This is a genomic window from Knoellia sp. AC549 (assembly GCF_979258975.1).
Window position 1 is genome coordinate 3,287,147 of sequence record NZ_OZ409890.1, and the last position, 26,980, is coordinate 3,314,126.

General features: G+C 69.2%; 23 protein-coding genes and 2 pseudogenes. 15 read left to right on the forward strand and 10 right to left on the reverse strand.

Annotated elements, in window-relative coordinates; genetic code table 11:
- Positions 1-39 precede the first annotated feature (39 nt).
- From ACZZ98_RS15980 to ACZZ98_RS16000, 5 genes are all read left to right on the forward strand, one after another.
- Positions 40-849 (forward strand): TraR/DksA family transcriptional regulator, encoded by an 810-nt coding sequence (locus ACZZ98_RS15980; protein ID WP_463517162.1) that lies wholly within the window; start codon positions 40-42, stop codon positions 847-849.
- The gene (gene lspA / locus ACZZ98_RS15985) at positions 822-1,505 is read left to right on the forward strand and encodes a signal peptidase II (RefSeq protein WP_463517163.1); all 684 of its coding nucleotides are present in this window, start codon (positions 822-824) and stop codon (positions 1,503-1,505) included. The genes ACZZ98_RS15980 and lspA overlap by 28 nt, the downstream gene beginning before the upstream one ends.
- Positions 1,498-2,421 (forward strand): RluA family pseudouridine synthase, encoded by a 924-nt coding sequence (locus ACZZ98_RS15990; RefSeq protein ID WP_463517164.1) that lies wholly within the window; start codon positions 1,498-1,500, stop codon positions 2,419-2,421. Before lspA ends, ACZZ98_RS15990 begins: the two co-directional genes overlap by 8 nt.
- A gap of 101 nt (positions 2,422-2,522) precedes the next feature.
- Positions 2,523-6,131, forward strand: a complete 3,609-nt coding sequence (gene dnaE / locus ACZZ98_RS15995; RefSeq protein ID WP_463517165.1) for a DNA polymerase III subunit alpha — start codon at positions 2,523-2,525, stop codon at positions 6,129-6,131.
- The gene (locus ACZZ98_RS16000) at positions 6,124-8,301 is read left to right on the forward strand and encodes a S9 family peptidase (protein WP_463517166.1); all 2,178 of its coding nucleotides are present in this window, start codon (positions 6,124-6,126) and stop codon (positions 8,299-8,301) included. Before dnaE ends, ACZZ98_RS16000 begins: the two co-directional genes overlap by 8 nt.
- Here ACZZ98_RS16000 and ACZZ98_RS16005 read toward each other — a convergent pair.
- Positions 8,233-9,120 carry a universal stress protein gene (locus ACZZ98_RS16005; protein ID WP_463517167.1) on the reverse strand — a complete coding sequence of 296 codons (888 nt, stop codon included), beginning with the start codon at positions 9,118-9,120 and terminating at the stop codon, positions 8,233-8,235. The genes ACZZ98_RS16000 and ACZZ98_RS16005 overlap by 69 nt on opposite strands.
- 198 nt (positions 9,121-9,318) lie before the next feature.
- On the opposite strand from ACZZ98_RS16005, the gene ACZZ98_RS16010 reads away from it, so the two are divergent.
- The 5 genes from ACZZ98_RS16010 (at position 9,319) to mtnA (ending at position 13,777) form a co-directional block, all read left to right on the forward strand.
- Positions 9,319-9,972: a SatD family protein gene (locus ACZZ98_RS16010; protein WP_463517168.1), complete on the forward strand. Its 654-nt coding sequence runs from the start codon at positions 9,319-9,321 to the stop codon at positions 9,970-9,972.
- Positions 9,969-10,736, forward strand: coding sequence for a hypothetical protein (locus tag ACZZ98_RS16015; protein ID WP_463517169.1), 768 nt, complete (start codon positions 9,969-9,971; stop codon positions 10,734-10,736). The genes ACZZ98_RS16010 and ACZZ98_RS16015 overlap by 4 nt, the downstream gene beginning before the upstream one ends.
- 65 nt (positions 10,737-10,801) lie before the next feature.
- Positions 10,802-11,587, forward strand: a complete 786-nt coding sequence (locus ACZZ98_RS16020) for a hypothetical protein (RefSeq protein ID WP_463517170.1) — start codon at positions 10,802-10,804, stop codon at positions 11,585-11,587.
- Between the two features lie 73 nt (positions 11,588-11,660).
- Positions 11,661-12,686: a citrulline utilization hydrolase CtlX gene (gene ctlX, locus ACZZ98_RS16025; RefSeq protein WP_463517171.1), complete on the forward strand. Its 1,026-nt coding sequence runs from the start codon at positions 11,661-11,663 to the stop codon at positions 12,684-12,686.
- 26 nt (positions 12,687-12,712) lie between these two features.
- A complete protein-coding gene (gene mtnA, locus ACZZ98_RS16030) occupies positions 12,713-13,777 on the forward strand; it encodes an S-methyl-5-thioribose-1-phosphate isomerase (protein ID WP_463517172.1) in 1,065 nt (354 codons plus the stop codon).
- A 54-nt stretch (positions 13,778-13,831) separates the two neighbouring features.
- Here mtnA and ACZZ98_RS16035 read toward each other — a convergent pair whose 3' ends face one another.
- Positions 13,832-14,464, reverse strand: coding sequence for a class II aldolase/adducin family protein (locus ACZZ98_RS16035; protein ID WP_463517173.1), 633 nt, complete (start codon positions 14,462-14,464; stop codon positions 13,832-13,834).
- Between the two features lie 141 nt (positions 14,465-14,605).
- Positions 14,606-16,047 (reverse strand): annotated as a pseudogene (gene glnA, locus ACZZ98_RS16040) (type I glutamate--ammonia ligase).
- A gap of 154 nt (positions 16,048-16,201) precedes the next feature.
- Between glnA and ACZZ98_RS16045 the strand changes: the two are divergent.
- Positions 16,202-16,618: an RDD family protein gene (locus ACZZ98_RS16045; protein WP_463517174.1), complete on the forward strand. Its 417-nt coding sequence runs from the start codon at positions 16,202-16,204 to the stop codon at positions 16,616-16,618.
- A gap of 10 nt (positions 16,619-16,628) precedes the next feature.
- Here ACZZ98_RS16045 and ACZZ98_RS16050 read toward each other — a convergent pair whose 3' ends face one another.
- The 5 genes from ACZZ98_RS16050 to ACZZ98_RS16070 form a co-directional block, all read right to left on the reverse strand.
- The gene (locus tag ACZZ98_RS16050; protein WP_463517175.1) at positions 16,629-17,279 is read right to left on the reverse strand and encodes a LysE family translocator; all 651 of its coding nucleotides are present in this window, start codon (positions 17,277-17,279) and stop codon (positions 16,629-16,631) included.
- Positions 17,280-17,429: 150 nt separating this feature from the next.
- Positions 17,430-18,161 carry a DUF4191 family protein gene (locus ACZZ98_RS16055; RefSeq protein WP_463517176.1) on the reverse strand — a complete coding sequence of 244 codons (732 nt, stop codon included), beginning with the start codon at positions 18,159-18,161 and terminating at the stop codon, positions 17,430-17,432.
- Positions 18,162-18,216: 55 nt separating this feature from the next.
- The gene (gene lipA / locus ACZZ98_RS16060; RefSeq protein ID WP_463517177.1) at positions 18,217-19,242 is read right to left on the reverse strand and encodes a lipoyl synthase; all 1,026 of its coding nucleotides are present in this window, start codon (positions 19,240-19,242) and stop codon (positions 18,217-18,219) included.
- Between the two features lie 86 nt (positions 19,243-19,328).
- Positions 19,329-19,499 (reverse strand): LuxR C-terminal-related transcriptional regulator, encoded by a 171-nt coding sequence (locus ACZZ98_RS16065; protein ID WP_463517178.1) that lies wholly within the window; start codon positions 19,497-19,499, stop codon positions 19,329-19,331.
- Positions 19,451-20,344: a hypothetical protein gene (locus tag ACZZ98_RS16070; RefSeq protein WP_463517179.1), complete on the reverse strand. Its 894-nt coding sequence runs from the start codon at positions 20,342-20,344 to the stop codon at positions 19,451-19,453. The genes ACZZ98_RS16065 and ACZZ98_RS16070 overlap by 49 nt, the downstream gene beginning before the upstream one ends.
- A gap of 122 nt (positions 20,345-20,466) precedes the next feature.
- Between ACZZ98_RS16070 and ACZZ98_RS16075 the strand changes: the two genes are divergently transcribed.
- Entirely contained in the window at positions 20,467-21,141 is a 675-nt protein-coding gene (locus ACZZ98_RS16075; protein WP_463517180.1) for a hypothetical protein, read from the forward strand.
- 445 nt (positions 21,142-21,586) lie between these two features.
- On the opposite strand, the gene lipB is transcribed toward ACZZ98_RS16075, so the two are convergent.
- Entirely contained in the window at positions 21,587-22,219 is a 633-nt protein-coding gene (lipB, locus tag ACZZ98_RS16080; RefSeq protein WP_463517181.1) for a lipoyl(octanoyl) transferase LipB, read from the reverse strand.
- A gap of 74 nt (positions 22,220-22,293) precedes the next feature.
- Here lipB and ACZZ98_RS16085 point away from each other — a divergent pair, with 74 nt between their 5' ends.
- The 3 genes from ACZZ98_RS16085 to ACZZ98_RS16095 are packed head-to-tail and all read left to right on the forward strand — an operon-like array spanning position 22,294 to position 26,183.
- Positions 22,294-24,519, forward strand: coding sequence for an MMPL family transporter (locus ACZZ98_RS16085; protein WP_463517182.1), 2,226 nt, complete (start codon positions 22,294-22,296; stop codon positions 24,517-24,519).
- Between the two features lie 10 nt (positions 24,520-24,529).
- The gene (locus tag ACZZ98_RS16090; RefSeq protein ID WP_463517183.1) at positions 24,530-25,588 is read left to right on the forward strand and encodes a Gfo/Idh/MocA family protein; all 1,059 of its coding nucleotides are present in this window, start codon (positions 24,530-24,532) and stop codon (positions 25,586-25,588) included.
- 1 nt (position 25,589) lies between these two features.
- Complete coding sequence (locus tag ACZZ98_RS16095; protein ID WP_463517184.1) at positions 25,590-26,183, forward strand: DinB family protein; 594 nt, start codon at positions 25,590-25,592, stop codon at positions 26,181-26,183.
- 13 nt (positions 26,184-26,196) lie between these two features.
- On the opposite strand, the pseudogene ACZZ98_RS16100 reads toward ACZZ98_RS16095, so the two are convergent.
- A pseudogene (locus ACZZ98_RS16100) lies at positions 26,197-26,932 on the reverse strand (Type 1 glutamine amidotransferase-like domain-containing protein).
- Positions 26,933-26,980 lie beyond the last annotated feature (48 nt).

The window sequence follows — 26,980 nt, forward strand, 5'->3', positions numbered from 1 at the left end:
CCTCCTGGGCCCGGCCTTTGTTGAGCAGTGAGGACAGGCATGGCTGCCAAGCGCGCTCCTTCGGGGGCCACCAGAGCTGGATCCGGCAAGGCGTCGTCCGCGAAGGCGGTGGCGAAGAAGGTCGGGGCGAAGGCCACCGCCTCACCGAAGTCGGCGACGGCCACGGGCGCGCTGACGTCCTCGGCCGGTGCGAAGCCGGCGAAGAAGGCCGGCGCGTCGAAGGTGGCTGCCACGCCTGCCAAGAAGGCGCCCGCAAAGAAGGCACCCGCCAAGGCAGCGTCAGCCCAGAAGGCGCCGGCCAAGGCGGCACCGGCCAAGAAGGCACCGGCGAAGAAGGCTCCGACCAAGGCGGCGCCCGCCCAGCAGGCGCCGGCCAAGAAGGCACCCACGAAGAAGGCACCGGCAGCGGGGAAGACCGCCGCCACGAAGGCGTCCGCCCAGCGAGCGAGCAAGAAGGCGCCGCTGGTCGTGCGCGAGGACGAGTCACCGTGGACGGCCAAGGAGCTCAAGCAGGTCCGGACCGCGATCGAGGCCGACATCGCCCAGCTCACCTCCGAGGTCGCGGTCGCAGAGGCCGAGCTGTCGGACCTGCTGCGTGACTCGGGTGACGGAGCGGGCGACGACCAGGCCGACGCCGGCGCCAAGACCTATGACCGCGAGCAGGAGATCGCGCTGGCCGACAACGCCCGCGAGATGCTCCGCCAGAACGAGCACGCCCTCGAGCGGCTGGACGACGGGACCTACGGCGTGTGCGAGTCGTGTGGCCAGCCGATCGGCAAACTTCGTCTCCAGGCTGCACCTCGTGCGACCCTATGCATGCGATGCAAGACGAAACAGGAACGCCGCTGACGCCCAGCGCCCAGCCCACCACCGCACCGGTCCAGGATCACGTCCAGGGCCGGTCGCGGCTGTTTGCCCTCCTCATCGGACTGGGGCTGCTCACGCTGGCCCTGGACCAAGGCTCGAAGGTGTGGGCACTGGCTGCGCTGACCCCGGGGGAGCCGCGGGACCTGCTCGGGTCCTTCGTGCGTCTCAACCTCATCCGCAACGCGGGCGCGGCCTTCTCGCTCGGGGACGGTGTCACGTGGTTGTTGACGCTCCTCGCCCTCGGGATCGTCGTGTGGGTCGCTCGTGCCGCTCGCCAGGTGGGTCACCCGGCCTGGGCCGTCACGCTCGGCATGCTCCTCGGCGGCGCCATCGGCAACCTCGTGGACCGGATCTTCCGCGCGCCCGGCCTCGGGCGGGGCCACGTCGTCGACTTCATCGACTACTTCGGCCTCTTCATCGGCAACGTCGCGGACATCGCGATCGTCGTGGCGGCTGCGCTCGGAGGCATCCTGGCGCTGCGCGGCATACCGCTCGACGGAGTCAGGCCCGCTCGCCACGAGGCGCACCCGGCTGGTCCGGTCACCGACAGCGCCGGCGACAGCTCCGCTGACGACAGCACCCCGAGCGCCCGCCGGACCGGCGCCGACACCTCGACGACGAATGGCGACCATGTCTGACAGCCGCACCATGCTCGTCCCCGAGGGCCTGCAGGGTGAGCGTGTCGACGCGGCCATCTCCCGTCTCTTCGGCCTTTCGCGCACCCGGGCAGCCGATCTCGCCGCCGACGGCGGCGTGGCGGTCAACGGCACGAGCGTCGGCAAGTCCCACCGCGTCCACGGCGGCGACCTGCTCGAGGTGACCCTGCCCGGCGCCGATGCCAGCCCCACGCTCGAGGTCATCGCCGAGCCCGTGCCGGGCATGGGGATCGTCCACGACGACGACGACATCGTCGTCGTCGACAAGCCGGTCGGCGTCGCCGCGCACCCCAGCGTGGGCTGGACCGGACCGACGGTCCTCGGCGGCCTCGCCGCGGCCGGCTACCGCATCTCGACGAGCGGCGCGAGCGAGCGGCAGGGCGTCGTCTCACGCCTCGACGTCGGCACGTCCGGTCTCATGGTCGTCTGCAAGAGCGAGCGCGGCTACTCGATCCTCAAGCGAGCGTTCAAGGAGCGTCGGGTCGAGAAGACCTACCACACGCTCGTGCAGGGCCTGCCCGACCCGCTCGTCGGCACGATCGACGCTCCGATCGCGCGCCACCCGGGTCACGACTACAAGTTCGCCGTCATGGAGTCGGGCAAGCACGCGGTGACGCACTACGAGCTGATCGAGGCCTTCCGGCACGCGAGCCTGCTCGACATCCGGCTCGAGACCGGCCGCACCCACCAGATCCGCGTCCACTTCTCGGCGCTGCGGCACCCCTGCGTCGGCGACCTGACCTACGGCGCGGACCCGACGCTGGCCAAGAAGCTCGGTCTCGAGCGCCAGTGGCTGCACGCCGTGGGGCTCGGCTTCGAGCACCCCGGGTCCGGCGACTGGGTCACCTTCGAGAGCCAGTACCCCGCCGACCTGCAGAGCGCGCTCGACCTCCTCTGAGGCGGGGGAGCCGACACCGCCCTGCAGTCACAGGGGCCACAGCCGTCACACGCTGGCGCGGCGCTCAGGGGTGTCGGCCGGGCGACCTAGGATGGTCCACGATGTCGTCCACCACCTCCTCCCCAGTCCCGGACCGCAAGGACAACTTCGTCCATCTGCACGTCCACACCGAGTACTCCATGCTCGACGGGGCCGCCCGGATTGGCGACCTGTTCACCCGGGCCGGCGAGCTGGGTATGCCGGCTCTCGCCATGACCGACCACGGTTACCTCTACGGCGCCCACGAGTTCTGGCGCAAGGCCCAGGGGACCGGCGTCAAGCCGATCATCGGCCTCGAGGCCTACGTGACCCCCGGCACCCACCGCACGGACAAGACCCGGGTCAAGTGGGGCGACGAGCGCACCCGACAGGGCGACGACGTGTCGGGTTCGGGTGCCTACACGCACATGACGCTGCTGGCCAAGAACAACACCGGCCTGCGCAACCTCTTCAAGATGGACAGTCTCGCCTCGCTCGACCAGGTCTACGCCAAGTGGCCTCGCCTGGACCGCGAGCTCATCGACGAGTACGGCCAGGGCCTCATCGCCACGACGGGCTGCCCCTCGAGCGAGATCCAGACCCGGCTGCGTCTGGGTCAGTACGACCTGGCCAAGCAGGCGGCCAGCGACTACCGCGACATCTTCGGCGCCGAGAACTACTTCTGCGAGGTCATGGACCACCAGAACGAGATCGAGCGCCGCACGATCAAGGACCTGCTGCGGCTGGCCAAGGAGCTCGACCTCCCGCTCCTGGCCACCAACGACAGCCACTACACCTACCCCGAGGACGCCACGGCCCACGGCGCCCTTCTCTGCGTCCAGTCGGGTTCGACGCTCATGGACCCCAACCGCTTCAAGTTCGACGGGGACGGCTACTACCTCAAGTCCGCGGCCGAGATGCGCCACACCTGGCGCGAGTTCCCGGAGGCGTGCGACAACACCCTGCTCGTCGCCGACATGTGCGAGGTGTCCTTCACCGAGGGCGAAGGCCGCTACATGCCGCGGTTCGAGTGCCCGCCGGGTGAGAGCGAGGAGTCCTGGTTCGTCAAGGAGGTCCAGCGCGGACTGAGCGCACGCTTCGACGGTGACGTGCCGGCATACGCCCAGAAGCAGGCCGACTACGAGGTCGACATCATCGCGTCCAAGGGCTACGCGTCCTACTTCCTCGTCGTCGCCGACTTCATCAACTGGGCCAAGGAGAACGGTATTCGCGTCGGCCCGGGTCGTGGCTCCGGTGCCGGGTCGATGTGCGCCTACGCGATGCGCATCACCGACCTCGACCCGATTCCGCACGGCCTGATCTTCGAGCGGTTCCTCAACCCCGAGCGCATGTCGATGCCCGACTTCGACATCGACTTCGACGAGCGCCGACGCGGCGAGGTCATCCGCTACGTCACCGAGAAGTACGGCTCGGAGCGGGTCGCCCAGATCGTCACCTACGGCACGATCAAGGCCAAGCAGGCGGTCAAGGACTCGGCCCGCGTCATGGGGCACCCCTTCATCGTCGGGGAGCAGCTCACCAAGGCGATGCCGGCCGACGTCATGGGCAAGGGAGTGCCGCTCTCCGGGATCTATGACCCGGAGCACCCCCGCTACGCCGAGGGCAACGAGTTCCGTGCCCTCGTCGAGACCGAGCCGCACTTCAAGGAGGTCGTCGAGACCGCCAAGGGCCTCGAGGGGCTCAAGCGTCAGTGGGGCGTGCACGCGGCCGGCGTCATCATGAGCAGCGAGCCGCTCATCGACGTCATCCCGATCATGAAGCGGCTGCAGGACGGCCAGATCCTCACCCAGTTCGACTACCCGACGTGCGAGACGCTCGGCCTGGTCAAGATGGACTTCCTGGGCCTGCGCAACCTCACGATCCTCGACGACGCCATCGAGAACGTGAAGGCCAACCGGGGCGAGGACCTCGACCTCGACGCCCTGTCCAAGGACATGACTGACAAGGCGACCTATCGCCTCCTGTCGCGAGGGGACACGCTCGGGGTCTTCCAGCTCGACGGTGGCGGCATGCGCACCCTGCTCAAGCTGATGCAGCCCGACAACTTCGAGGACATCTCCGCCGCCCTGGCGCTCTATCGGCCGGGTCCCATGGGTGTCAACGCGCACACCAACTTCGCCCTGCGCAAGAACGGCAAGCAGGAGCTCACCCCGCTCGACCCCCAGCTCAAGGGCAAGCTGCAGCAGGAGATGATCGACGCCCTGCTGCCGATCCTCGGCACGACCTACGGCCTGGTGATCTACCAGGAGCAGGTCATGGAGATCGCCCAGCAGCTCGCCGGCTACACCCTCGGCAACGCCGACCTGCTCCGCCGCGCCATGGGCAAGAAGAAGAAGGAGGTCCTCGACAAGGAGTACGTCCCCTTCTCCGAGGGCATGAAGGCCAAGGGGTTCAACGAGGCCTCCATCGCCTCCCTCTGGGGCGTTCTCGTGCCCTTCTCGGACTACGCGTTCAACAAGGCCCACACGGCGGCATACGGGCTCGTCTCGTACTGGACCGCCTATCTCAAGGCCAACTACCCGGCCGAGTACATGGCCGGACTGCTGACGAGCGTCGGCGACGACAAGGACAAGTCCGCGCTCTATCTCGGTGAGTGCCGTCGCATGGGCATCAAGGTGCTTCCGCCGGACGTCAACGACTCCGTCGCCCGGTTCGCCGCCGTGGGCACCGACATCCGCTTCGGCATGGCCGCCATCCGCAACGTCGGCCACAACGTCGTCGAGGCAATTGTGCGGACCAGAGAGGACAAGGGTGCTTTCACGTCCTTTGAGGACTTCCTTCGTAAGTGTGACGCGGTCGTTTGCAACAAGAGGACCATCGAGTCGCTGATCAAGGGTGGGGCCTTTGACTCCTTGGGACATACCCGCCGCGGCCTCTTCGATGCTCATGAGGGCTTCGTCGAGGCGTTAGCCGCAGACAAGCGTCGGGAGGAGATCGGCTGGTCCACTTTCGACGTCTTCCAAATGAGCGCATCTGAGACTGATGAGACGAGCGGGACCAACGTTTTGCCCGTAATTCACGATCACGAATGGGACAAGTCGACGCTGCTGACCTTCGAGCGCGAGATGCTCGGTCTCTATGTCTCCGACCACCCGCTCTTTGGGGTCGAGCACATCCTCCGGCAGCACGCCGACACGGCCATCGCGACCCTGAGCGCCGAGGAGGGCAAGCCCGAGGGGTCGATGGTCACGGTCGCCGGGCTCATCACCGGCCTCCAGATCAAGCGGACCAAGAAGGGTGACCTCTGGGCGATCGCGACCGTGGAGGACCTCGAGGGCGCGATCGAGTGCCTCTTCTTCCCCAGCTCCTACCTCACGGTGTCGACGATGCTGCAGCAGGACGTCGTCGCCGTGGTGCGTGGCAAGGTCAACCGGCGCGACGACTCGGTGTCGATCTATGCCCAGGAGCTGACTTTGCCCGAGATCACCGAAGGTCCCCGCGGCCCGGTCGTCGTCACCCTCGACACTCGACGAATCAACGATCGGGTCGCGCTCCAGTTCAAGGACGTCCTCACGAACCATCCCGGAACAACCGACGTGAAGTTGCGGATGGTTAAGCCAGATCGGGCTGTTGAGATCATGACCTTGCCTGACTTCCGTGTCGACGCGAGCGAGTCACTGTTCGGCGATCTCAAGGTGCTCTTCGGCCCGAGGTGTCTCACCGGTGGCTGACTTGAACCCGCCGCTCGCCGCCATGCGAGAGCACGTCCGCGAGCACCACGGCGACCGCGTCATCGACCCCTACGAATGGTTGCGCGACGGCGATGACCCCGAGGTCCGTGCCTACCTCGACGCCGAGAACGCCTACGCCGATGCGCGCACGGCAGGGCTGCAACCGTTGCGGGACAACATCTTTGGTGAGATCAAGTCACGCGTCCTCGAGACCGACCTCTCGGTCCCGGTGCGCTCCGGCCCCTGGTGGTACTACTCGCGCACCGTCGAGGGCCAGCAGTACGCCATCCACGCACGCGTCGCGGTCACTGACCCTGCGGTGCGTCCGGTGGTCGCCCCGGACGAGACCCCGGACGGTGAGCAGGTCCTGCTGGACGGCAACGTCGAGGCGGGGAGCTCGGAGTTCTTCTCGGTCGGCGCCCTCTCGGTCAGCGTCGACCACTCGCGCCTCGCCTTCGCCACGGACACCAGTGGTGACGAGCGCTTCGACCTCGTCGTCCGCGACCTCGCGACCGGCGAGACGCTCGACGAGTCGCTCACCGGCATCGGCTACGGCGTCGAGTTCTCGCACGACGGCGGCACGCTCTTCTACACCCGGGTCGATGACGCCTGGCGCCCGCACCAGCTGTGGCGGCACGTCGTCGGATCGGACCCCAGCGGTGACGTCCTCGTCCACGACGAGCCGGACGAGCGCTTCTGGATGGGCATCGGCTCCAGTCGTGACGACCGCTGGCTCATCCTCGCGCTCGGCTCCAAGACGACCTCGGAGGTGCGGCTGCTCGACGCGACGACCCCCGAGGCCGACTTCCGCGTCGTGGCCCCCAGACGCGAGGGTGTCGAGTACGACGTCGAGCCCGCGGCCGACCGGCTGCTCATCGTCCACAACACGGACAACCCTGACTCCGACCTGGCCTGGGCGCCGCTCGACACCACGAGCCACGAGCAGTGGCAGCCTCTCCTGGCGGCCGGCAAGGGCGAGCGCTTCCTCGGCATCGACGCCTTCGACGAGGTCGCCGTCCTGTCGCTGCGACGGGAGGGGCTGACGTCGCTGTCGTTGCTCCCGGTAGACGCCGCGAGCGAATCCGGGTATGCCGCACCGGTTCCGGTGCCCTTCGACGAGCCGATCTACTCGGTTGGCCTGGGCGACAACCCGGAGCCGGGGCAGTCGGTGCTGCAGGTGGTCTTCGAGTCGTTCGTCACGCCGCGCACCGTCCTCGATCTCGACCTCGCCACGGGGGAGCGCACGGTCCTCAAGCAGCAGCCGGTGCTCGGTGACGTCGACCTCTCCGACTACGTGCAGCGCCGCGAGTGGGCGACCGCGACCGACGGCACCCTCGTCCCCATCTCCGTCGTGCACCGGGTCGACCTCGCACCGGTCGGCACCCACCCCGGTCTCCTCACGGCATACGGGGCATATGAGCACTCGAGCGACCCCTACTTCTCCGTGGCTCGGCTGTCGCTGCTCGACCGGGGCGTCGTCCACGCGACGGCCCACGTGCGTGGCGGCGGCGAGATGGGGCGCCACTGGTATGACCAGGGCAAGCTGCTCGCCAAGCCCAACACGTTCAGCGACACTCTCGCCTGCGCCGACCGGCTCGTCGAGCTCGGCTGGGTGGCTCCGGACCGGCTCGGTCTCGAGGGCGGCTCTGCCGGCGGGTTGCTCGTGGGGGCCGTCGTCAACCTCGCCCCTGACCGGTTCCGCGTCGCACACGGCGCCGTGCCCTTCGTCGACGCGTTGACGACGATCCTGCGGCCCGACCTGCCGCTGACCGTGGGGGAGTGGGAGGAGTGGGGCAACCCGCTCGAGGACCCAGAGGTCTATGCCGCGATGAAGGCCTACACGCCCTACGAGAACGTTGCGGCGCGGGCCTATCCGGCCATTCTGGCGACGACGAGCCTCAACGACACGCGCGTCTACTTCACCGAGGCGGCGAAGTGGGTGGCGCGGTTGCGGGCCACGGTCACCAACGATGCGGCCGCCCGACCGATCCTGCTGCGCACCGAGATGGCGGCCGGGCACGGCGGACGCAGTGGTCGCTACGCCGCCTGGGAGCAGGTCGCCTGGGAGTGGGCCTTCGTGCTCGACCAGCTGGGTGCGACCTCACGCCTCCCGCGTGTGCACGACGACGAGCGGGCAGGCAGTGCGTCCGAGGAGCCGGCCCGACACTGACCCGAGGTGCAGCCCGGGGAAGCCGCCGGTGCCTCGCGCGCCGACCACGACGAGGTCGGCTGCGTCCGCCGCCTGGATGAGGGCCGCGACGGGGGAGCTGCGGACCACCTGGTGGCGGACCTTCACGTCCGGATGCTGGGTGCTGCTCGCGGTGATCTCGCGGCCCACTGCCTGCTCGAGGTGGCTCTCGTATGCCGGCCAGCTCGAGTCTGTCTGCAGGGTCGGGTCCGCGGGTCCCTTGGCCTCCCAGGAGTGCACGACGATGAGCTCGGCGCCACGGGCTGCGGCATGACCAAAAGCATTGTGCAGAGCCGCCATCGAGGAGGTTGAGCCGTCGACGCCGACGACGATGCGCCGGTGGGTCCCCTCGGTGTGACCCTCGTGTCCGACGATGACGACGGGACACCGCGCGTGCGCGGCGACCTGCTGGGCGACCGCTCCGATGGTTGCGCGGCTGAGCAGTCCGTGGCCGACGGCGCCGAGGACGACCATGGTGGCGTCACGCGACGCGCCGACCAGGGCAGGGGAGGCGAAGCCCGGCGGCAGGGACGTGGTGACGACGAGCCGGGAGTCGAGGGAGTGGACGCGTGCGGTGGCCGTGGCGAGCAGGCGCCTGCCCTCGGCCAGGATCGAGCTCTGGTCCGTGGTGCCGAAGCCGAGCATCGGAATGTCGGGTGCGAAGGCATGGATGAGGTGCAGGGGGACTCTCAGGGCGTTCGCCTGCTCGGCGGCCCAGGCGAGCGCAGCCCAGCCGTGGGCGGAGCCGTCGATGCCTACGACGATGCGTGCGGTGGGGGTGGGTGAGGTGGTGCCGCTCATGATGCCTCCGTCGAGGTGGAGATCAGGCGGCGGGGAGCTCTCCGGCCCGGGACCGGGGCCCCGTCGTCACGGGCTCTGATGGGTCCGTACCTCCATGATGGACCTCTGTCGCCACGGCGCAAGGTTCAGGCAATGGCTGCATTGGCGAGGAATGAAGTCCATCACTGAATGTCTGCATAGTTAAGGTATGATCTGGATATGTCTCGACTTAAGCCTTCACCTGTCGTGCTCATCGGGGACGTGGTCTCCTCCCGGCAGAGCAAGGATCGTCGGGGTCTTCACCGCGCCCTCGAAGCCGCGCTCTCCGACACCAACGCGAGGGTCGAGCACGTCGAGCCGCTCGAGATCACCGTCGGCGACGAGTTCCAGGGGATCTATCCCCACCTCGGTCCGGCGCTCGATGCTGCACTGCGCACCAGGCTCGCCCTGCGCCCGCAGGCCGAGAGTCGCTACGGGCTGGGTCGTGGAACCACGACAACGCTCGACAAGGATCGCGGGATCAAGGACGGACCGGCGTGGTGGGCGGCCCGCGAGGCCATCGTCGAGGTGGAGCGAACGGCCGGGCGCGCTGCCCTGGGACACGTGCACACGGCATACCGGCTGGCCGAGGGGGAGGACGACGACTCAGGGACCGCCCTGGCGGTCGAGGCCGCGTTGCACTGTCAGGACCACATGGTTGGCTCGTTGTCCGAGCGGTCAGGGCGACTGCTGAAGGGACTCCTGGACGGTATGACGCAACGCGAGCTCGCTGCAGCCGAGGGCATCACGCCTTCGGCGGTCTCGCAACGCGTGCGAGCCGATGGCCTCGCCGTCATCGTGCGCTGCCACGACCTGCTCAAGGACCTGCCGTGACCTGGCTCGCGGTGTGGCTGCTCGGCGTGGGTGTCACCGACCTGCTGCGCGCCATCGACCATCGAGTCGTGCGTCCGCTCGCGGTGCCGGTCGGAGCCATCACGGTCATCGCCGTCGCGACGCTCGCAGGTCTCACGGGCGTCGCCGACGTCGTGGTCCTCGTCGTCGCGCTCGCGCCCCTGGCCGGGTGGGTAGCCCTGTCCGAGAGGTCCCTGCGGCGGGGAGGTGGACACATCGGGGCGCTGCTCCTCCTCGGCGGCACGGCGGTCTCGCTCGTCGCACTGTCCGGGCTGGCGTCCTCGCCCGGTGGCCTGCTGCTGGACTGGCTGGGCTGGGCCGACCTGCCCTTCTCGGGCCGGCTCAGTGTCGAGCGGCTGCTCCTCGTGCTCGGATTCTTCGTCGCCAACCTCGCCACGGGCAACGTCATCGTGCGCCTCGTCCTCGTGAGTGTCGGGGCCCTGCGCCCATCGGCCAACGCTGCCCACGCTGACGAGACACAGCCCTCCGAGAAGCTCAAGGGCGGCCGTCTGCTCGGCCCGATGGAGCGCGCCTTCATCCTCGGTCTCGGCCTCGCCGGCCAGCTCACCGCAGCGAGCATCGTCATCGCGGCCAAGGGGCTCATCCGCTTCCCCGAGCTGCAGTCCGCCAAGGACGACACGACGAGCGTCAAGGGTGATGGCATCGACGAGGTCACCGAGTACTTCCTGGTCGGCAGCTTCGTCAGCTGGCTCGTCGCACTGGGGTCGTTGGCGCTCACCCGCTGAGGGCCCGGGTGAGGCATGCTGGGTCGAGGCCGTGGCACAGGCCCGGCCCGAACTGAGGAGGACCCGTGGGATTTCTCGACAAGCTGCTCGGCCGTGAGCCCCGCCAGCAGGCGCAGACCCCAGGGGCCGGCGGCGGATCGTGGTCCGCACCGAGCCAGAGCCCGGGACAGGGCAGCGCACAACAGTTCGGCCAGATGTCGCAGGGCGGCAGCTCGGGTGGTCACGGCGCAGGTGCGAGTGAGGACGAGCGCGCTGTCGCCCGCTACCGCTACCTCCTGCGCACTGCACCCCCGGAGAAGCTGGAGCAGGTGCACGCCGAGGCGTTCTCGCAGCTGACCCCGGAGCAGCGGGAACAGCTGCTCGCGGAGCTGTCGCAGTCGGCGCCGGAGGGTGAGGCACCTCGCAGTGCCGAGCCCCAGGACCTCGCCCGGGCCGCCACCCGGGCCGAGATGCGCCAGCCGGGAACACTCGAGCGCACCTTCGGTGGTAGGTCGTTCGGTGGTGGCGCGGGCGGGATGGGCATGGGCGGCATGGTGATGGGTTCGATGATGGGCACCATTGCCGGTGTCGTCATCGGGTCGGCCATCGCCAACACGCTCTTCGACGACTATGGCTCCTCGTCAGAGGCGTCCGAGGTCGGCGAGTCCGGCGACGCAGGTGGCGGTGAGTCCGGCGGCGCCGGTGGCGGAGATGCCGGTGGTGATGCTGGTGGCGGAGACGCTGGCGGCGCGGACGCTGGCGGCGCTGACTTCGCCGGAGGCAGCGACTTCGGCGGCGGTGACTTCGGTGGAGGCAGTGACTTCGGTGGTGGCGGCGACTTCGGTGGTGGCGGCGACTTCGGCGGCTTCTGACGGTCTCCGACGGGAGGGGCCGGCCGCGAGTCCGGAGTCGGAGCATGACGCTCCGATGGTCTAGATTCCGTCCGTGAGTGCTCAGGCCCCTTCCGCCGTCATCCTGATCCGTGCCGAACGGTTCATGCCCAACCCCGCCACAGCGGCCGACAACGCCTTCCAGCGCGATGTCCCCACGGGGGAGGCGCCTGATGCCGTGTCGGGGGCGGCTCTCGCCGAGATGGACGCGCTGGCCGAGGCGCTGCGCGCGGTCGGCGTCAGGGTCCATGTCTTCGCGGACGAGGACCACACCCGCCCCGACAGCGTCTTCCCCAACAACTGGTTGTCCACGCATGCCGGCGGCTATGTCGCGGTGTACCCGATGTATGCCTCCAACCGTCGCCACGAGCGCCGCGCGGACGTCCTCGAGTTGCTCAAGTCCGACTACCGCGTCCAAGCCATCGTCGACTACTCCGGTCTCGAGCCCGACGGGATCTTCCTCGAAGGCACCGGCGCCATGGTCCTTGACCACGTGTCGCGAGTGGCCTACACGGCCCGCAGCCACCGCGCGGACATCGCTGTGCTCGAACGGTTCTGCACCGACTTCGGCTACGAGCCCATGGGGTTCGACGCGGTGGACTCCGGCGGCGTGCCGGTCTATCACACCAACGTCATCGCCTGCATCGGCACCGACGTCGCCATGATCGCCCTCGAGATGATCCCCGACGAGCAGCGCCGCGAGCAGGTTCGTGAGCGGCTGTCCGTGACCGGTCGCACCATCGTCGAGCTCACCGAGGAGCAGATCCGCGAGTTCGCCGGCAACGCGGTCGAGCTGTGCGGGCGCACCCCCGAAGGCCGGCGCCGCTACGTCATGGCCATGTCGGCACGCGCCCGCCGCAGCCTGCGCCCCGAGCAGATCGCCGCCATCGAGGAGTCCTGCGAGATCGTCGCCGTCGACATCCCGACGATCGAGCTCGCCGGTGGGTCGGTGCGGTGCATGATCGCCGGCGTTCACCTCGACCGCCGCCCCACCGCCGACGCCGAGCCGACGGCAGCTGTCGAGGCCATCGACGAGAACGCCGAGACGATCGATGGGCAGGACCTGTTCGGGCAGGGCTGAGGGTGCGACGTGCCTAGGGTGGGGACATGACCATCCGCGCCATCGAGTGGGACCACACAGCCGGCCGTGACCGACGAGGTGCCGTGCGTCTGCTCGACCAGACCCTGCTCCCGCTGCGCACCGAGTTCCGCACGGTGGAGCGCACAGACGACCTCGTGACCGCGATCCGCGAGCTGGCGGTGCGCGGGGCCCCCGCGCTCGGTGTCGCCGGCGCGCTGGGCGTCGTTGTGGCGATGGACGAGGCGGCCCGAGAAGGCTGGGACGGCCAGGAGCTGCAGGCGGCCGTTGACAGGGTGCGGCACGCGCGCCCGACGGCGGTCAACCTGGCCTGGGGTGTCGACGAAGTGCGGCCCCTGGTGGCTGACGGGCGTGAGGCCGTCCTGGAGGCGGCACTGAGGTTGGCGCAGGATGACGAGGCCGCCAACCGACAGCTCTCCAGGCTCGCCGCGGACTGGCTGCTCGAGCGGATCGACCGTCCGCGGCTCAGGGTGCTGACCCACTGCAATGCCGGCATCCTCGCGACCTCGGGCTGGGGCACCGCACTCGGGGTGGTCCGTGAGCTGCATGCACGCGACCGGGTCGAGCTCGTCTACGCCGACGAGACCAGGCCGCTGCTCCAGGGGGCGAGGCTGACGGCATACGAGCTGGCGAAGGAGGGCATCCCGCACGTCGTGCAGACCGACTCCGCAGCCGCCTCGACCATCATGCGAGGGCTGGTAGACCTCGCGGTCGTCGGCGCCGACCGGATCGCGGCGAACGGCGACACCGCCAACAAGATCGGCACGCTGGGTGTGGCCCTCGCGTGCCATGACGCCGGCATCCCCTTCATGGTGGCGGCGCCGTGGTCGACCGTCGACCTCTCGATGAGCGACGGCTCGAGGATCGAGATCGAGGAGAGGGACGGCGACGAGGTGACCCACTGGGCAGGGATCCGCGCGGTCCCAGAGGGGACGCAGGGCTTCAACCCCGCCTTCGACGTCACCCCGGCCCGCCTCGTCGATGCGGTGAGCACGGAGCGAGGGGTGGCCGAGCCCCGATCAGGGAGTGACCTCGCGACGTTGGCGCGAGCGACCGTCGCCCTGAAGCGCTGAGCTTCCCCTCTGGCGCCGCTGAAGGGCAGCAAGTGCCTCGGGCCACGTCGTGGCTCAAGCAGTGAGGATGTTGTCCTTCCACTCTGGGGGGAAGGTGGTCTTGGTGTCCCCTGCCAGGAGCAGGCGATACGTCATGGTGGCCGCTTCCTCGAGGTTGAGGGCTCGACGCAGGGCCATGGCGACCGACTCGCCCAAGGTGGAACACCCGTGGTGGGCGAGCACGACTGCATCGTGTTCCAGAGCGGCTTCCGCAGCGGCGTCGGCTATGGCGTCCGACCCTGAGGGCAGGAACGGCACCCGACCCGCGCTGCCGAGGTAGTACTGGTGGTCCAACGTCGTGAAGCGGATGGGTGCGCCGAGCATGTCGACCAGCAGGACGTGCTGAGGGTGCAGGTGCACGATCGCGTTGATGTCAGGGCGTGCGGCATACGTTCGCTGGTGCAGCTTCCACTCCACCGAAGCCCGCTCCGCGCCGTCGACCCACTCTCCGGCCAGGGTCATCACGGCGAAGTCGTCGGGCACCAGGCGGTCCAGCCAGGTGCCGGAGCCCGTGACGATGAACTGGTCCGTTCCGGGCAGTCTCGTCGAGAGGTTGCCACCGCTGGCCTGGACCAGTCCGCGTGAGACGACGTGTGCCCCCGCCTCGCGGAGCTCGTCGATGAGAGTGTCGCGCTGCGTCGTCGCCATGCCGCCATTGTGGTCGATGGTCCGCGCGAGACGAGAGGGATCCCCGCCCGGCCAGTGGCCGGACGGGGATCTCTCTACCCTCGACGAGTGAGATCAGATGTCACTGTGTCTTCGTTCGACAACTGACTCCACAAGCTCCGATCAGATGTCGAAGTACATCTCGAACTCGTGCGGGTGCGGGCGGAAGCGGATCGGGTCGACCTCGTTCTTGGTCTTCCACTCGATCCACGTGTCGATCAGGTCCTGGGTGAAGACGTCACCCTCGAGCAGGAACTCGTGGTCGGCGGCGAGCGCCTCGAGCACGGCCGGCAGCGAACCGGGGACCTGCTCGATGGCCTCGTGCTCCTCGGGCGGAGCTCGTAGAGGTCCTTGTCCACCGGCTCCGGGGGCTCGATGCGGTTCTTGATGCCGTCGAGACCGGCCATGAGCTGCGCGGCGAACGCGAGGTACGGGTTCGACGACGGGTCCGGGATGCGGAACTCGATGCGCTTGGCCTTGGGCGAGTCGCCGGCGATCGGGATGCGCACGCAGGCGGAGCGGTTGCGCGCCGAGTAGACGAGGTTGACCGGAGCCTCGTAGCCCGGCACGAGGCGGTGATAGGAGTTCACCGTCGGGTTCGTGAACGCGAGCACGGCGGGGGCGTGCTTGAGCAGGCCACCGATGTACCAGCGTGCGAGGTCCGAGAGGCCGCCGTAGCCGCGCTCGTCGTAGAAGAGCGGCTCGCCGTCCTTCCAGAGCGACTGGTGGGTGTGCATGCCCGATCCGTTGTCACCGAAGAGGGGCTTCGGCATGAACGTCGCCGTCTTGCCGCTCTGCCAGACCGTGTTCTTGACGACGTACTTGAACTTCATCATGTCGTCGCCGGAGGCGAGCAGCGTGTCGAAGCGGTAGTTGATCTCCTGCTGACCGGCGGTGCCCACCTCGTGGTGGCTGCGCTCGACGTTGATCCCGACCTTGTCGAGGTTGAGGCAGATGTTGTCGCGCATGTCGGCGAAGTGGTCGACCGGGGGGACCGGGAAGTAGCCACCCTTGTAGCGGGTCTTGTAGCCCTGGTTGCCGCCCTCCTCGACGCGACCGGTGTTCCACGCGGCCTCGATCGAGTCGAGGTAGTAGTACGAGGCGTTCGCCTTGGTCTCGAAGCGCACGTCGTCGAAGACGTAGAACTCAGCCTCGGCACCGAAGTAGGCGGTGTCGGCGATGCCGGTCGACTTGAGGTACGCCTCGGCCTTGGCGGCGATGTTGCGCGGGTCGCGGCTGTAGGGCTCGTCCGTGAACGGGTCAACGATGGAGAAGTTCATGATGAGCGTCTTGTGCTCACGGAACGGGTCGAGGTAGGCCGAGCTCACGTCGGGGATGAGCTTCATGTCGGACTCGTGGATGGCCTGGAACCCGCGGATCGAGGATCCGTCGAACGCCTGGCCGTTCGTGAAGAAGTCCTCGTCGACCGACTGGGCCGGCACGTTGAAGTGCTGCATCACGCCGGGCAGGTCACAGAAACGGATGTCGACGAACTTGACGTCCTCGTCCTTGATGAACGACAGGACCTCGTCAGCAGAGCTGAACAAGTGGGGCCTCCTAGGCAAAGGGGAAGGTCGGGCGGCGCCCGGGCATGGTCGAAACCCTAGGTGGGAGCGGTTTCTCGGTCATGACCCGGATGTTTCACCGGTGTTACACCCTGCCAGAGGCCGCGCAGACCCGTCGCGGGCGTCCGTGGTGGGAGCGCATACAGTCCTTCGGGTGAGCACGGAACAGCCGTCGGAGTATGCCGGTCAGCACCTGGGCATGCCGGCTTCCGGTCCCGGGTCGATGGCCCCGCTCTGGCGGCGCGCCGTGGGTCTGCTCGTCGACTGGATCCTCGTCCAGCTCGTCTCGGTCCTCGCCTTCGGTGCCGAGCTGGGGTCCGGGGGAGCGCAGGCGTTCGTGCCGCTGGGGGTGCTCGCGGTGCTCAACGTCCTGTGCATCACCGCGTTCGCCGCGACTCCCGGACAGGCGATCGTGCGCCTCCAAGTGCTCCAGGTGCGTCCGGGCTCGTTCTCGCTCCAGGTCGTCATCAGGACGCTGCTGCTGTGCCTCTTCGTCCCTGCGGTCCTCACGGACCGCAACGGCCGTGGCTTCCACGACGCGGCGGCTGGCACCGTCATCGTCCGCCGCTGAGGGCCAGGTCTCAGAGGGTGCGCGAACCGGTGGCCGCGGTGAAGCCGCCGAGCCCGATGTAGGTCAGACCGATCGCGATCCGACCCTTGGCCGCGCCCCGGCCAGGCCGACGACGGCTCAGCCGGGACGAGATCGTCCCGGCGAGCGCTGCGTAGGCGGCATCGAAGACGACACCGATCGCGACGAAGACCGCGCCCAGGACGAGGATCTGCCCGGTCATCGATCCCCGAGCCGGGTCGAGGAACTGCGGGAAGAACGCGAGGAAGAACAGCGCCACCTTGGGGTTGGCGATGCCGACGACATAACCCTGTCGCCAGTTCGTGAAGTCACTCGGCGGAGCCGTGACGACAGGAGCTTCGATCGTGGTCGCCTCGCCGCGCGAGCGCAGCACTCCGATCCCGAGCCAGACGAGGTATGCCGCGCCGACATACCTCACGACGGACAGTGCCAGGGCCGAAGTGGCCAGGACCGCAGTGAGTCCGAGCGCGGTGGCGACGACGAACGTCGCGGTCGCGGAGTCGACCCCGAGTGCCGACATGACACCCGCGCGGCGGCCTCCGGAGACCCCGCGTGCCACGAGGAAGAGCATGGCGGGCCCCGGAAGGAGGATGAGCAGGAGCGACGCACCGGCGAACGCGGCAATGGTGGTGGGGGACGGCATACGTCGCACGCTAGACCTCACCACCCACGAAGGGTCACGACAATCCGAGAGGTGGGGCGGTCAGGCGTATTCCAAGGTCGGCCCATGACGTTGTTGAGACGTGCGTCGGACCGGCTCGACGTCATCCGTCGCGCTCGGTGAAGGGCCGGGCTACTTGCCCTTCATGGCCTTGCGGTCGACACGGGCGCGGGTCGGGTCCATGCCTGCCGGCACGCCGGTGCGCAGGCCGCCGAGGGACTTGAGGCGCTTGTTGACGACCGACGCCTCGTCCTTGGTGAGCACCGGACGCATGCGGGTGAGCTTGGAGCTGATCTTGCTGACCTTGACCTCGTCGTCGCCGTCGCCGATGACCCAGAGGTGGATCGGGACGCCGGGAGCGACGCGGCTGACCTTCTTCTCCTCGGCCTTGAGGAGCTTGAGGGCGCGCTGCTTGGGGCCCTCACCGATGAGGACGACTCCGGGGCGCCCGAGGGCACGGAAGACCATCGCCGACCCCGCGAGGTCGCTGGGCTTGGCGGCCCGGTTGACGTCGACGGCCACCGGCTCGGTCGAGGCGTACCAGCCGCGCTTGCCCACGCCCTGGAGAGCAGCACCGGCGGCGCCGGCCCTGCCCTCGAGGGCGCCGTACATCGCCTTGTTGCCGCGACGGTTCATGACGAAGACAGCTGCGAGGAGGGCAGAGGGGATGGCGATGATGATGAGGTACCAGCGCCACAGCCCGCCGAGGAGGAAGCCGAGGCCGACGATCACCGCGAAGGTGACGAGGGCCGCCGCCAACATGGCCCACCCGATCTTGGCGTCGAGCGTCTTGATGGCGCTGTAGGCCTGGCGGATCTCGGCGAACCGGCCGGGCTTCTTGGCTTCGGTGGTCTCTTTGGCCACGAGGTGCGTGCTCCTGCGTCGGTGGATGGCGTCGTCGGACGCCCTGGTGCTCAGCTCAGGATACGGCGCGCACGGAGCGCGCCACCAACGACGCGGCTTCCTGGCGGGCGGGGTCGCTCGCGGCCTGCTCGAGGTGGGACAGGTGCTCGGGGATCGGGCGGCCCCATTTCTTCATCGCCGTCACCCAGAGGCGGCCCGCGCGGTAGGACGAACGCACCAGCGGTCCGGCCATGACGCCCTTGAAGCCCATGTCCTCGGCCACCGTGCTCCAGTGCACGAACTCCTCGGGCTTGACCCACCGGTCGATCGGGTGGTGCAGCTTGGAGGGTCGGAGGTACTGGGTGATGGTGAGGATGTCGCAGCCGGCGTCGTGCAGGTCCGCGATCGCCTGCTCCACCTCGTGGTCCTCCTCGCCCATGCCGAGGATGAGGTTGGACTTGGTGACGAGCTCGGCCTCGCGGGCCATCGACAGCACCTTGAGCGACTTCTCATAGGTGAAGGCAGGGCGGATCTGCCGGAAGATGCGCGGCACCGTCTCGAGGTTGTGGGCAAAGACCTCGGGGCGGGCGTCGAAGACCTGGCCGACGAGCTCGGGCTTGGCGCCGAAGTCGGGCGGCAGGATCTCGACGCCGGTGTTGGGGTTGAGGGCGTGGATCTGGCGGATCGTCTCGGCGTAGAGGCCGGCGGCGCCGTCGGGCTGGTCGTCACGGGCGACGCCGGTGACGGTGGAGTAGCGCAGACCCATCGACTGGACCGACTCCGCGACGCGTCGCGGCTCGTCGAGGTCGAGCGAGGTCGGCCGACCGGTGGCGATGTCGCAGAAGTCGCAGCGTCGGGTGCAGACGTCACCGCCGATGAGGAAGGTCGCCTCCTTGTCCTCCCAGCACTCGAAGATGTTGGGACAGCTGGCTTCCTGGCAGACCGTGTGCAGGCCTTCCTTCTTCACCATCGAGTGGAGCTGGGTGTACTCCGGCCCCATCTTGGCGGTGGTGCGGATCCACTCGGGCTTGCGCTCGATGGGGGTCTCGGCGTTGCGGGCCTCGACGCGCAGGAGACGACGTCCTTCGGGTGCGACAGTCACACCAACCAGCGTACGCCCGCCCTCGGGGGAGACCGAACACACCCGCACGCCGTCGGCCGAGTCGACGCGGACGGCATACGCGGCCGTCAGGAACGCTCGCGCGACCAGTACTCGGCGACGGCGAGGACGCGGCGATTGCTGGCCGGATCCTCGTCGAAACCGAGCTTGCGGAAGATGGCGCTGATCGCCGGTTCGACGGTCTTGACGCTCAGGTGGAGTCGCTCGGCGATCGCGGCGTTGGACAGGCCACGGGCCATGAGGTCGAGCACGTCGTTCTCGCGCGGTGAGCGTCCTCGAGTCGACCGGCCGCGCGCTCGACCTCGACGACGTGGGCCAGGCTCAGCCGGTTCAGCAGAATGCCCGCGATGACGGGGAGGACGGCGACCGACAGCAGCCCGGGGGTGACGGTCCGGGCGGCGAGGAGGCCCCCGAAGAGGACGACGAGGATGACGGCGACGGCGACGAGGAGGATGACGAGCTGGCGTCGCACCACGGAGTCGGAGGAGCGCCACCGAGCGACGAGAGCGACCAGCCACAGGAGCTGGAGGACGGCATAGGTGGGGTGGGCGACGGCTCCCCACACCGCCTCGGCGACGTCGCCCCCGGGGAGCGTGAAGGGGAACGGTGTCGTCACGCCTGTCGAGGCGTACTCGACCGGCCACAGGGCGGAGGTGAGTGCGAGCAACCCGGACCACACGAGCACGGTGATCCCCACGCGGCGCCACCGGGTCGAGACGAAGTGACCTTCCGGGAACCACAGCACCAGCCAGGTCGTCTGCGCGATCGCCAGCGCCGTCGGCCACACGCCGACCCAGCCCCACCACGCGGCGTCATCACCCGTCGAGCTCAGGCCGACCTGGCGCCCCCAGAAGATCACGGCGCTCAGCAACCCGTTCAGGACGAACTGCCCCGCGACCCGATGACCCGGTCGGCGCGACAACAACAGGGCGCCCACCAGGCCGAACGACACCGCGAAGACACCGTTGTGCAGGTTCGAGGCCCAGAAGCCGCGTGCTGCCCCGAGCGCGACCAGGACGGAGAGCCCGCTGACCGCGAGGAGGACCACCGCGGTCTCGAGGGGACTCTGTCGGGGCTCGACCACGGCCCAAGGCTCGCACGCGTGCAGACATGGCGGACGTCGATGGAGTACAGGGTTATCCCTGGACCGTGAAATCCAGGGTCTGCCCCGTCGTGCGCTCGGCGCCAACCCTTCAGATTCGAGCCATGACAACCTTCACGCCCCGTGCCCCACTCATCGCGCTCGCCCTTGGCGGCGCCCTCTTCGTCGCTGGCGGCGTCACCCATCCCGGCGACAGCGGCGAGGGCTCCAAGGTCGAGCAGCTTCACGAGATGCTCGTCCAGCCCTCGTGGTATCCGTCCCACTTCCTGCTCCTGCTCGGCATGGCGGGCTTCGCCTGGGGCGCCTTCGCGCTTCGCGGGCGGGTGCCCGAGCGGTTCCGGTGGGTCGCCCGAACGGTGGCCGTCATCGCCGTCATCGCCGTCGTCGGGATGGTCGTGCACCTTCTCGAAGGCCTCAATGCACCGCACCTGGCTGACGGTCAGGCCAACGCCTTCTCGCAGGTGATGGCCGTCAACGAGACGGTCATCGACACGACGTGGGGGCTGGCCTTCGCCGCTCTCGCGGTCGTCGGCGGGCTGACCCGGACCATCGGAAACGTCGTCACGGCGGCTCTGGGGCTGGTCGGCGGCGTCGCCTTCGCGCTGGCCTCGGCGACCATCGCCTACACCGACCGGTTCGACGCGCTCTTCCCGTTGGGCGGCCTGCTCGGACTGTGGGCGATCGTCATCGGCGTCACAGGTCTCTGGCAGCGCGCTGTGCCCAGCAGCCTCGTGTCGTCCCGGAACCAGGTGGCCCGCAGCGGCGTCAGAGGTTCGTGAAAGGACTGGTGCCGGTGGCAGCGCTCGGGCTCCTCGTATCGTGCGGGTCGCCGCTGCCGGAGCCCCTCGCAACGCGAGACAGCCGGCCGCCGCAGCCGTCCGCTGAAGCCGAGATCGGATGTCGCGAGGTCGTGCTGGCTCAGGGGGAGACGTTGGAAGGAGCTGGGGCCACAGGGCTGGCTTGCCTCGACAAGGCCCTGGGTGAAGGTCGCAGCGCGCGCCTGGTGGTCACTGGACCAACGACGGAGGGCGACCCGATCGTGACGTCGTGGCTCCTGTCAGCCGATGGCACGCTAACGGCGAAGGTGGACACGAGCTAGGACACCTTCGGCGGCAACCTGGCCGGATACACGACTTCGTGCGGGCGGATCACCAAACTGCCCACCCCGCTGATGTGCCAGCCGAGCGGGTGACGAGCACACGGCATACGCCGTCCTGATCGACCTCAGCCAAGGACGTCGGTGAGGTGCTTCTCGGCGTAGGGAAGCACGTCCTGGACGGTCACGGTCCGGCCGGCCTCACGGCTGATCGACGAGACTCCGGCGTCGTCGATGCCGCAGGCGACGATGTTGTCGGCCCACGACAGGTCCGCGTCGCAGTTGAGGGCGAACCCGTGCATCGTCGTGCGCCTGCTGACCCGGACGCCGATGGCGCCGAGCTTGCGGTCCGGGCCGCGTTCGTCGGCGAGGACCCAGACGCCGCTGCGGCCCTCGACGCGCACCGTCTCGACCCCGAAGTCGCGGGTCATCCGCATCATTGCCTCCTCGAGCCGGCGCACGTGGGCGACGACGTCGATGGGCACCTCCGGGAGCGCGACGATCGGGTAGCCCACGAGCTGCCCGGGCCCGTGCCACGTGATGAGGCCGCCACGGTCGACGTCGACGACCGGTGTCCCGTCGAAGGGCCGCTGCTCAGGCTGGGTGCGCTTGCCCGCGGTGTAGACCGCTGCGTGCTCGAGCAGCAGCGTCGTGTCGGGCTCGCGCCCCTCCGCGACCGCGGCGTGCACCTCACGCTGTCGCTCCCAGCCATCGAGGTAGTCGACCAGGTCGGGCGCGAAGCCCAGATGAACGAAACGCATGACGACACCGTATGCCGTCCGCGAACCTTGCGTCTCGCCTCCCCGGAGCGCTCGGGCGACCTAGGGTGAGGCGTGTGAGGCACCGCAGGGTTGAGACCGGATCGCGCCGACCTCGACGGGTGCTGCTCGGGGCTCTCGTCGTCCTGCTCTGCTGGCTCGCCGTCGGTGCGGTCGGCGGCCCTGCCACCGGCCGTCTTTCGGAGGTCCAGAAGAACGACAACGCGTCCTTCCTCCCGACCGAGGCCGAGTCCACCGCAGTGCTGGAGGCCGTGAACCGTTTCACCGACGAGCCGGAGATCCCGCTCTTCCTCATCGTCGAGAAGCGCGATGGAGGGCAGCTCGACGAGCGTGACGGCTTGGCGCTCCTCGAGCTCGGACAGGAGCTGCCGTCGTTGCCGCTCCCCGGCATGGACAGGACCCTCGGCGACTACGTCGTCCCGGGGGCTCGGATCGTCCCCGTGCCGAGCGAGGACCGACGTGCGGCCCTCGTCGCCATCCCGCTCAGGGAGGCGGCGGTGTCCGACGTCGTGGGTGGCGAGGCGCCGATCGTCGCGGCCGCCGAGGAGGTCCGCGTCAAGGCGCGCGTCGCTCTGGGCGGCACGGGGCTGACGGCGAACGTTGGTGGACCCGGCGGGCTCGTGGCCGACTTCTCCGCTGCCTTCGCGGGCATCGACGGTGTGCTGCTCCTCGTGGCCCTGGCCGTCGTGCTCGTCATCCTGCTCGTCGTCTATCGCAGCCCGATCCTGCCCATCGCCGTGCTGCTCAGCGCCGTCTTCGGGCTGAGCCTGGCCGTGCTCGTCGTCCGGCCGCTCGCCGAGAACGGCACGATCGAGCTGTCGGGCCAGTCGCAGGGGATCATGTTCATCCTCGTCATCGGCGCTGCCACGGACTATGCGCTGCTGCTCGTCAGCCGCTTCCGCGAGGAGCTGCACGAGCACGAGAGCACGTGGGTGGCGCTACGGAGGGCATGGCGCGGTTCGGTCGAGCCCATCGTGGCGTCCGGCGCCACCGTCATCCTCGGCCTGCTGTGCCTCATGCTGGCGTCGCTACGCAACACCGCGGGCCTCGGCCCGGTGGGCGCGTTCGGTGTGGCCGGGGCGCTCCTGGCATCCCTGACCTTCCTGCCTGCCGTGCTGCTCCTCTTCGGGCGCAAGGCGTTCTGGCCGTTCGCTCCTCGAGTCGACCACCGTCACGCCGAGGACGCCGTCGGCACCCGTTCGCTCTGGGGACGGGTCTCGGGTCTCGTCGGCCGACACCCGCGACGGACGTGGGTGCTCACCCTCGCCGCACTGCTTGCGGCAGCCGCGTTCGCGCCGACGTTCAAGGCCGAGGGCGTCACCATCAAGGACACCTTCCTCGTCGCCACCGACTCGGTCGACGCGCAGGAGGCGATCGAGCGGCACTTCGCGGCGGGCGCGGGCAGCCCCGTGCAGGTCGTGGTGCCCGAGGACCGGGCCGCCGCGGTGAGATCAGCCCTCGACGCCGACCCCGGCATCGAGTCCGCCTACATCGGGCTGACACCCCCGGTCCCCGGTCAGCCCGCCCCCGACGCCGAGCCGGTCGACGGCCGGCAGCTCGTGCAGGGCACCGCGAGAGGGGCGGCCGACAGCGCCGAGGCCGAGGAGACCGTGCGGCGGTTGCGCACCTCGCTCGACTCGGTCAGCCCCGACGCCCTCGTCGGTGGTCAGGCCGCGATCAACCTCGACGTCCTCGAGGCGAGTGGCCGCGACCTGCGCGTCATCGTCCCCGCGATCCTCGTCGTCATCTTCCTCGTCCTCTGCCTGCTGCTGCGCTCGCTCGTCGCGCCGCTGTTGCTGGTCCTGGCCAACGTCGTGTCGTTCGCGGCGACGATAGGCGTCTCGGCCCTCGTCTTCGACCACCTCCTCGGGTTCGGTGGCAGTGACCCGGCGATCCCGCTCTACGGCTTCGTCTTCCTCGTCGCGCTCGGCATCGACTACTCGATCTTCCTCATGACCCGGGTGCGCGAGGAGTCCGTGCGCCGCGGCACCAGACCGGGGATCCTCGTCGGCCTGGCGGTGACGGGGGGCGTCATCACGAGCGCCGGGATCGTCCTCGCGGCGACCTTCTCGGCGCTGGTCGTGCTGCCCCTGGTCTTCCTCGTGCAGGTGGCGTTCATCGTCGCCTTCGGCGTCATCCTCGACACCTTCGTCGTCCGCAGCCTGCTCGTTCCTGCGTTGGCCCACGACATCGGGGCCAGGGTGTGGTGGCCGGCGCGGCTGGCCGGTGACCGCTCGGGCGCGACGGAGCGGCCTCCGGTCGGTGACGCTGCCGCGCACTAGGGTTCTGCGCATGGTGAGAGTCGGACTGGCTGGGTACGCATCGGCGGGGCGTGGGATCCACGCGCCCCTCATCCGGGAAGCCGGGCTCGAGCTCGCCGCCGTGGCGACGTCTAACCCCGACCGTCGAGCCGAGGTCGACGCCGACTTCCCCGACGCGCTCGTCGTGGACGACCTCGACGCGCTCCTGGCGGTCGAGGGGCTCGACGTCATCGTGCTGGCGACGCCGAGCGGGAGCCACCTCGAGCACGCCCTCAAGGTCATCGAGGCGGGCATCGCCTGCGTGGTCGACAAGCCCCTTGCCGTCACCGCGGACGACTGCCTGACCGTGGTCGACGCGGCCGAGCAGGCCGGTGTGCCACTGACCGTGTTCCACAACCGTCGATACGACCCGTCGCACACCACGCTCGCCACGGTCGTCGCGGATCGGCTTGCGGGAGAGCCCTTCCGGTGCGAGCTCCGCTGGGAACGGTGGCGCCCGGTGCCCAAGGACCGCTGGCGCGAGAACGCTTCTGCGGCCGAGGGCGGCGGCATCCTGCTCGACCTGCACGCACATCTCATCGACTCCGCCGTGCAGCTCTTCGGCCCGGTCCTCACCGTCTTCGCCACGGTCGAGTCGCACACGACTCCTGCCGAGGACGACGCCTTCCTCGTGTGCCGTCACGCATCCGGCGTGGTGAGCCACCTCGGCGCCACGTCGATCGCGGGCGCTGCCGGTCCACGCGTCCGACTGCTCGGTCGTGATGCGGCATACGTCCAGAACGACTTCGAGGGCGAGCCCAACGTCTTCCCGGACACGGCCGACGCCGACGCGGACCACTGCGGTTGGCTCTTTCGCGCGATGGAGCGAGAGCCGGTGCCGACCACACCCGCCAACCAGGTCGACTTCTACCGGGCCGTGGGGTCAGCGCTGTCGGCGCCGGACCGTCAGGCGGCGATGCCGGTCGACCCTCGTGACGCCATCCACACCCTGGCCGTGATCGACGCGGCCCGGGCGAGCGCTGAGGGCGAGCGGGTGGTCGAGGTCATCACTCCCGGGGTGCGTCCGGGGCACACCGATGAGGAGTCCTGACATGAGCGACGACCACAAGGCGATCCTGCAGCGCTATCTGGGCCGGGCCCGTGAGGCCGTCCTCTGGAAGCTCGAGGGTTTGTCCGACCACGACCTGCGTCGCCCCCTGACCCCGACGGGCACCAACGCCCTCGGGGTGGTCAAGCACCTTGCCGGGGTCGAGGCAGGCTACTTCGGGGACTGCTTCGGTCGTCCCGTGCCCGACATGCCGCCGTGGTACGCCGAGATGATGGATGACGTGGGCGAGGACAACGCGGACATGTGGGCGACCGAGGAGGAGTCCAGCGACTCGATCCTCGACCTCTACAAGAGGGTGACGGCCCACGCCGACACCGTCATCGACGAGCTGGACCTCGACAGTGCAGGCACCGTGTCGTGGTGGGGGTCTGACGGCACGGACGTCACCCTGCAGTGGCTCCTCGTCCACATGGTCGCCGAGACCAACCGGCACGGTGGCCAGCTCGACATCGTCCGTGAGCTCATCGACGGCGCCGTGGGCATGCGGGTTGACGCGTCGAACCTTCCCGAGGGTGGCCCCGACTACTGGGAGACCTACCGAAACCGGGTGCAGCAGAGCGCAGACAGCTTCCGCTGAGGCGCTGCTCGCGTCAGGGGTTGACGAGGCGGCGCGGCTCGAGACGCTCCTCGACTGCGGCGTCACTGTCGCGGGTGACGATGTAGGCACCCTTGCCGTCGCGCTCCGAGACGGCCTCGACGAGCTCGGTGCCGTGATAGACGAGTCCCACTCCGTCGTCGGTGCAATGAGTCGTGGGCAGCGTGCCGGCGGCGACGAGCTCGTGGACGAGCGGCCGACGGCGGGCCTCTGAGTCGTAGTGCACGCCGTTGCCGTAGGGGAGGAGGGAGAGCCCGTTGGTGACGGCCCGCAGCTCCGGGCCGAACGAGTCGGTCGTGCCCCCGACGTACCAGCAGATCGACCCGGCCGAGACACCCGAGAGGACGACACCGGCCTCCCAGGCGGCGCGCATCGACGCGCCGAGGTCGTGGACCTGCCACACCGCGAGGAGGTTGGCGACCGAACCACCGTTGACCCAGATGACGTCCTGCTCGAGGAGCATCCCGGGCACGTCGTCGTGGTTCGGCATCGGGAAGAGATCGAGGGTCGAGATGTCGAAGCCCGCGACCCGACCGGCCTGGTGGAGGTGGTCGTTGAAGAACCGCTGGTCACCGCTCGCCGTCCCCAGGACCGTGACCTTCGGCGCTCGGCCCGTGACCCCGGAGAAGCTCGACGGCGTGGTGCACGAGCGCGTCGAACTCGAGGTAGGTCCGGCTGGCGGGGCGGTAGCCACCCGAGGTGGCGAGGATCGTCGGCTGGTCGGCAGGCATGCTCGCGACCTTAGCCGAGTGGGACGGACGCCCCGCCCTGTGGAAAAC

Coding starts and splice junctions, on each gene's coding strand:
- ACZZ98_RS16065 (WP_463517178.1), bottom strand. CDS start 19,499: ATGGCCCGTGGCCTGTCCAACGCCGCGATCGCCGAGCGACTCCACCTG.
- lipB (WP_463517181.1), bottom strand. CDS start 22,219: ATGCGTTTCGTTCATCTGGGCTTCGCGCCCGACCTGGTCGACTACCTC.
- lspA (WP_463517163.1), top strand. CDS start 822: ATGCAAGACGAAACAGGAACGCCGCTGACGCCCAGCGCCCAGCCCACC.
- mtnA (WP_463517172.1), top strand. CDS start 12,713: ATGACCATCCGCGCCATCGAGTGGGACCACACAGCCGGCCGTGACCGA.
- ACZZ98_RS16090 (WP_463517183.1), top strand. CDS start 24,530: ATGGTGAGAGTCGGACTGGCTGGGTACGCATCGGCGGGGCGTGGGATC.
- ACZZ98_RS16035 (WP_463517173.1), bottom strand. CDS start 14,464: ATGGCGACGACGCAGCGCGACACTCTCATCGACGAGCTCCGCGAGGCG.
- ACZZ98_RS16010 (WP_463517168.1), top strand. CDS start 9,319: ATGTCTCGACTTAAGCCTTCACCTGTCGTGCTCATCGGGGACGTGGTC.
- ACZZ98_RS16095 (WP_463517184.1), top strand. CDS start 25,590: ATGAGCGACGACCACAAGGCGATCCTGCAGCGCTATCTGGGCCGGGCC.
- ACZZ98_RS16005 (WP_463517167.1), bottom strand. CDS start 9,120: ATGAGCGGCACCACCTCACCCACCCCCACCGCACGCATCGTCGTAGGC.
- ACZZ98_RS15980 (WP_463517162.1), top strand. CDS start 40: ATGGCTGCCAAGCGCGCTCCTTCGGGGGCCACCAGAGCTGGATCCGGC.
- ACZZ98_RS15990 (WP_463517164.1), top strand. CDS start 1,498: ATGTCTGACAGCCGCACCATGCTCGTCCCCGAGGGCCTGCAGGGTGAG.
- ACZZ98_RS16050 (WP_463517175.1), bottom strand. CDS start 17,279: ATGCCGTCCCCCACCACCATTGCCGCGTTCGCCGGTGCGTCGCTCCTG.
- dnaE (WP_463517165.1), top strand. CDS start 2,523: ATGTCGTCCACCACCTCCTCCCCAGTCCCGGACCGCAAGGACAACTTC.
- ACZZ98_RS16075 (WP_463517180.1), top strand. CDS start 20,467: ATGACAACCTTCACGCCCCGTGCCCCACTCATCGCGCTCGCCCTTGGC.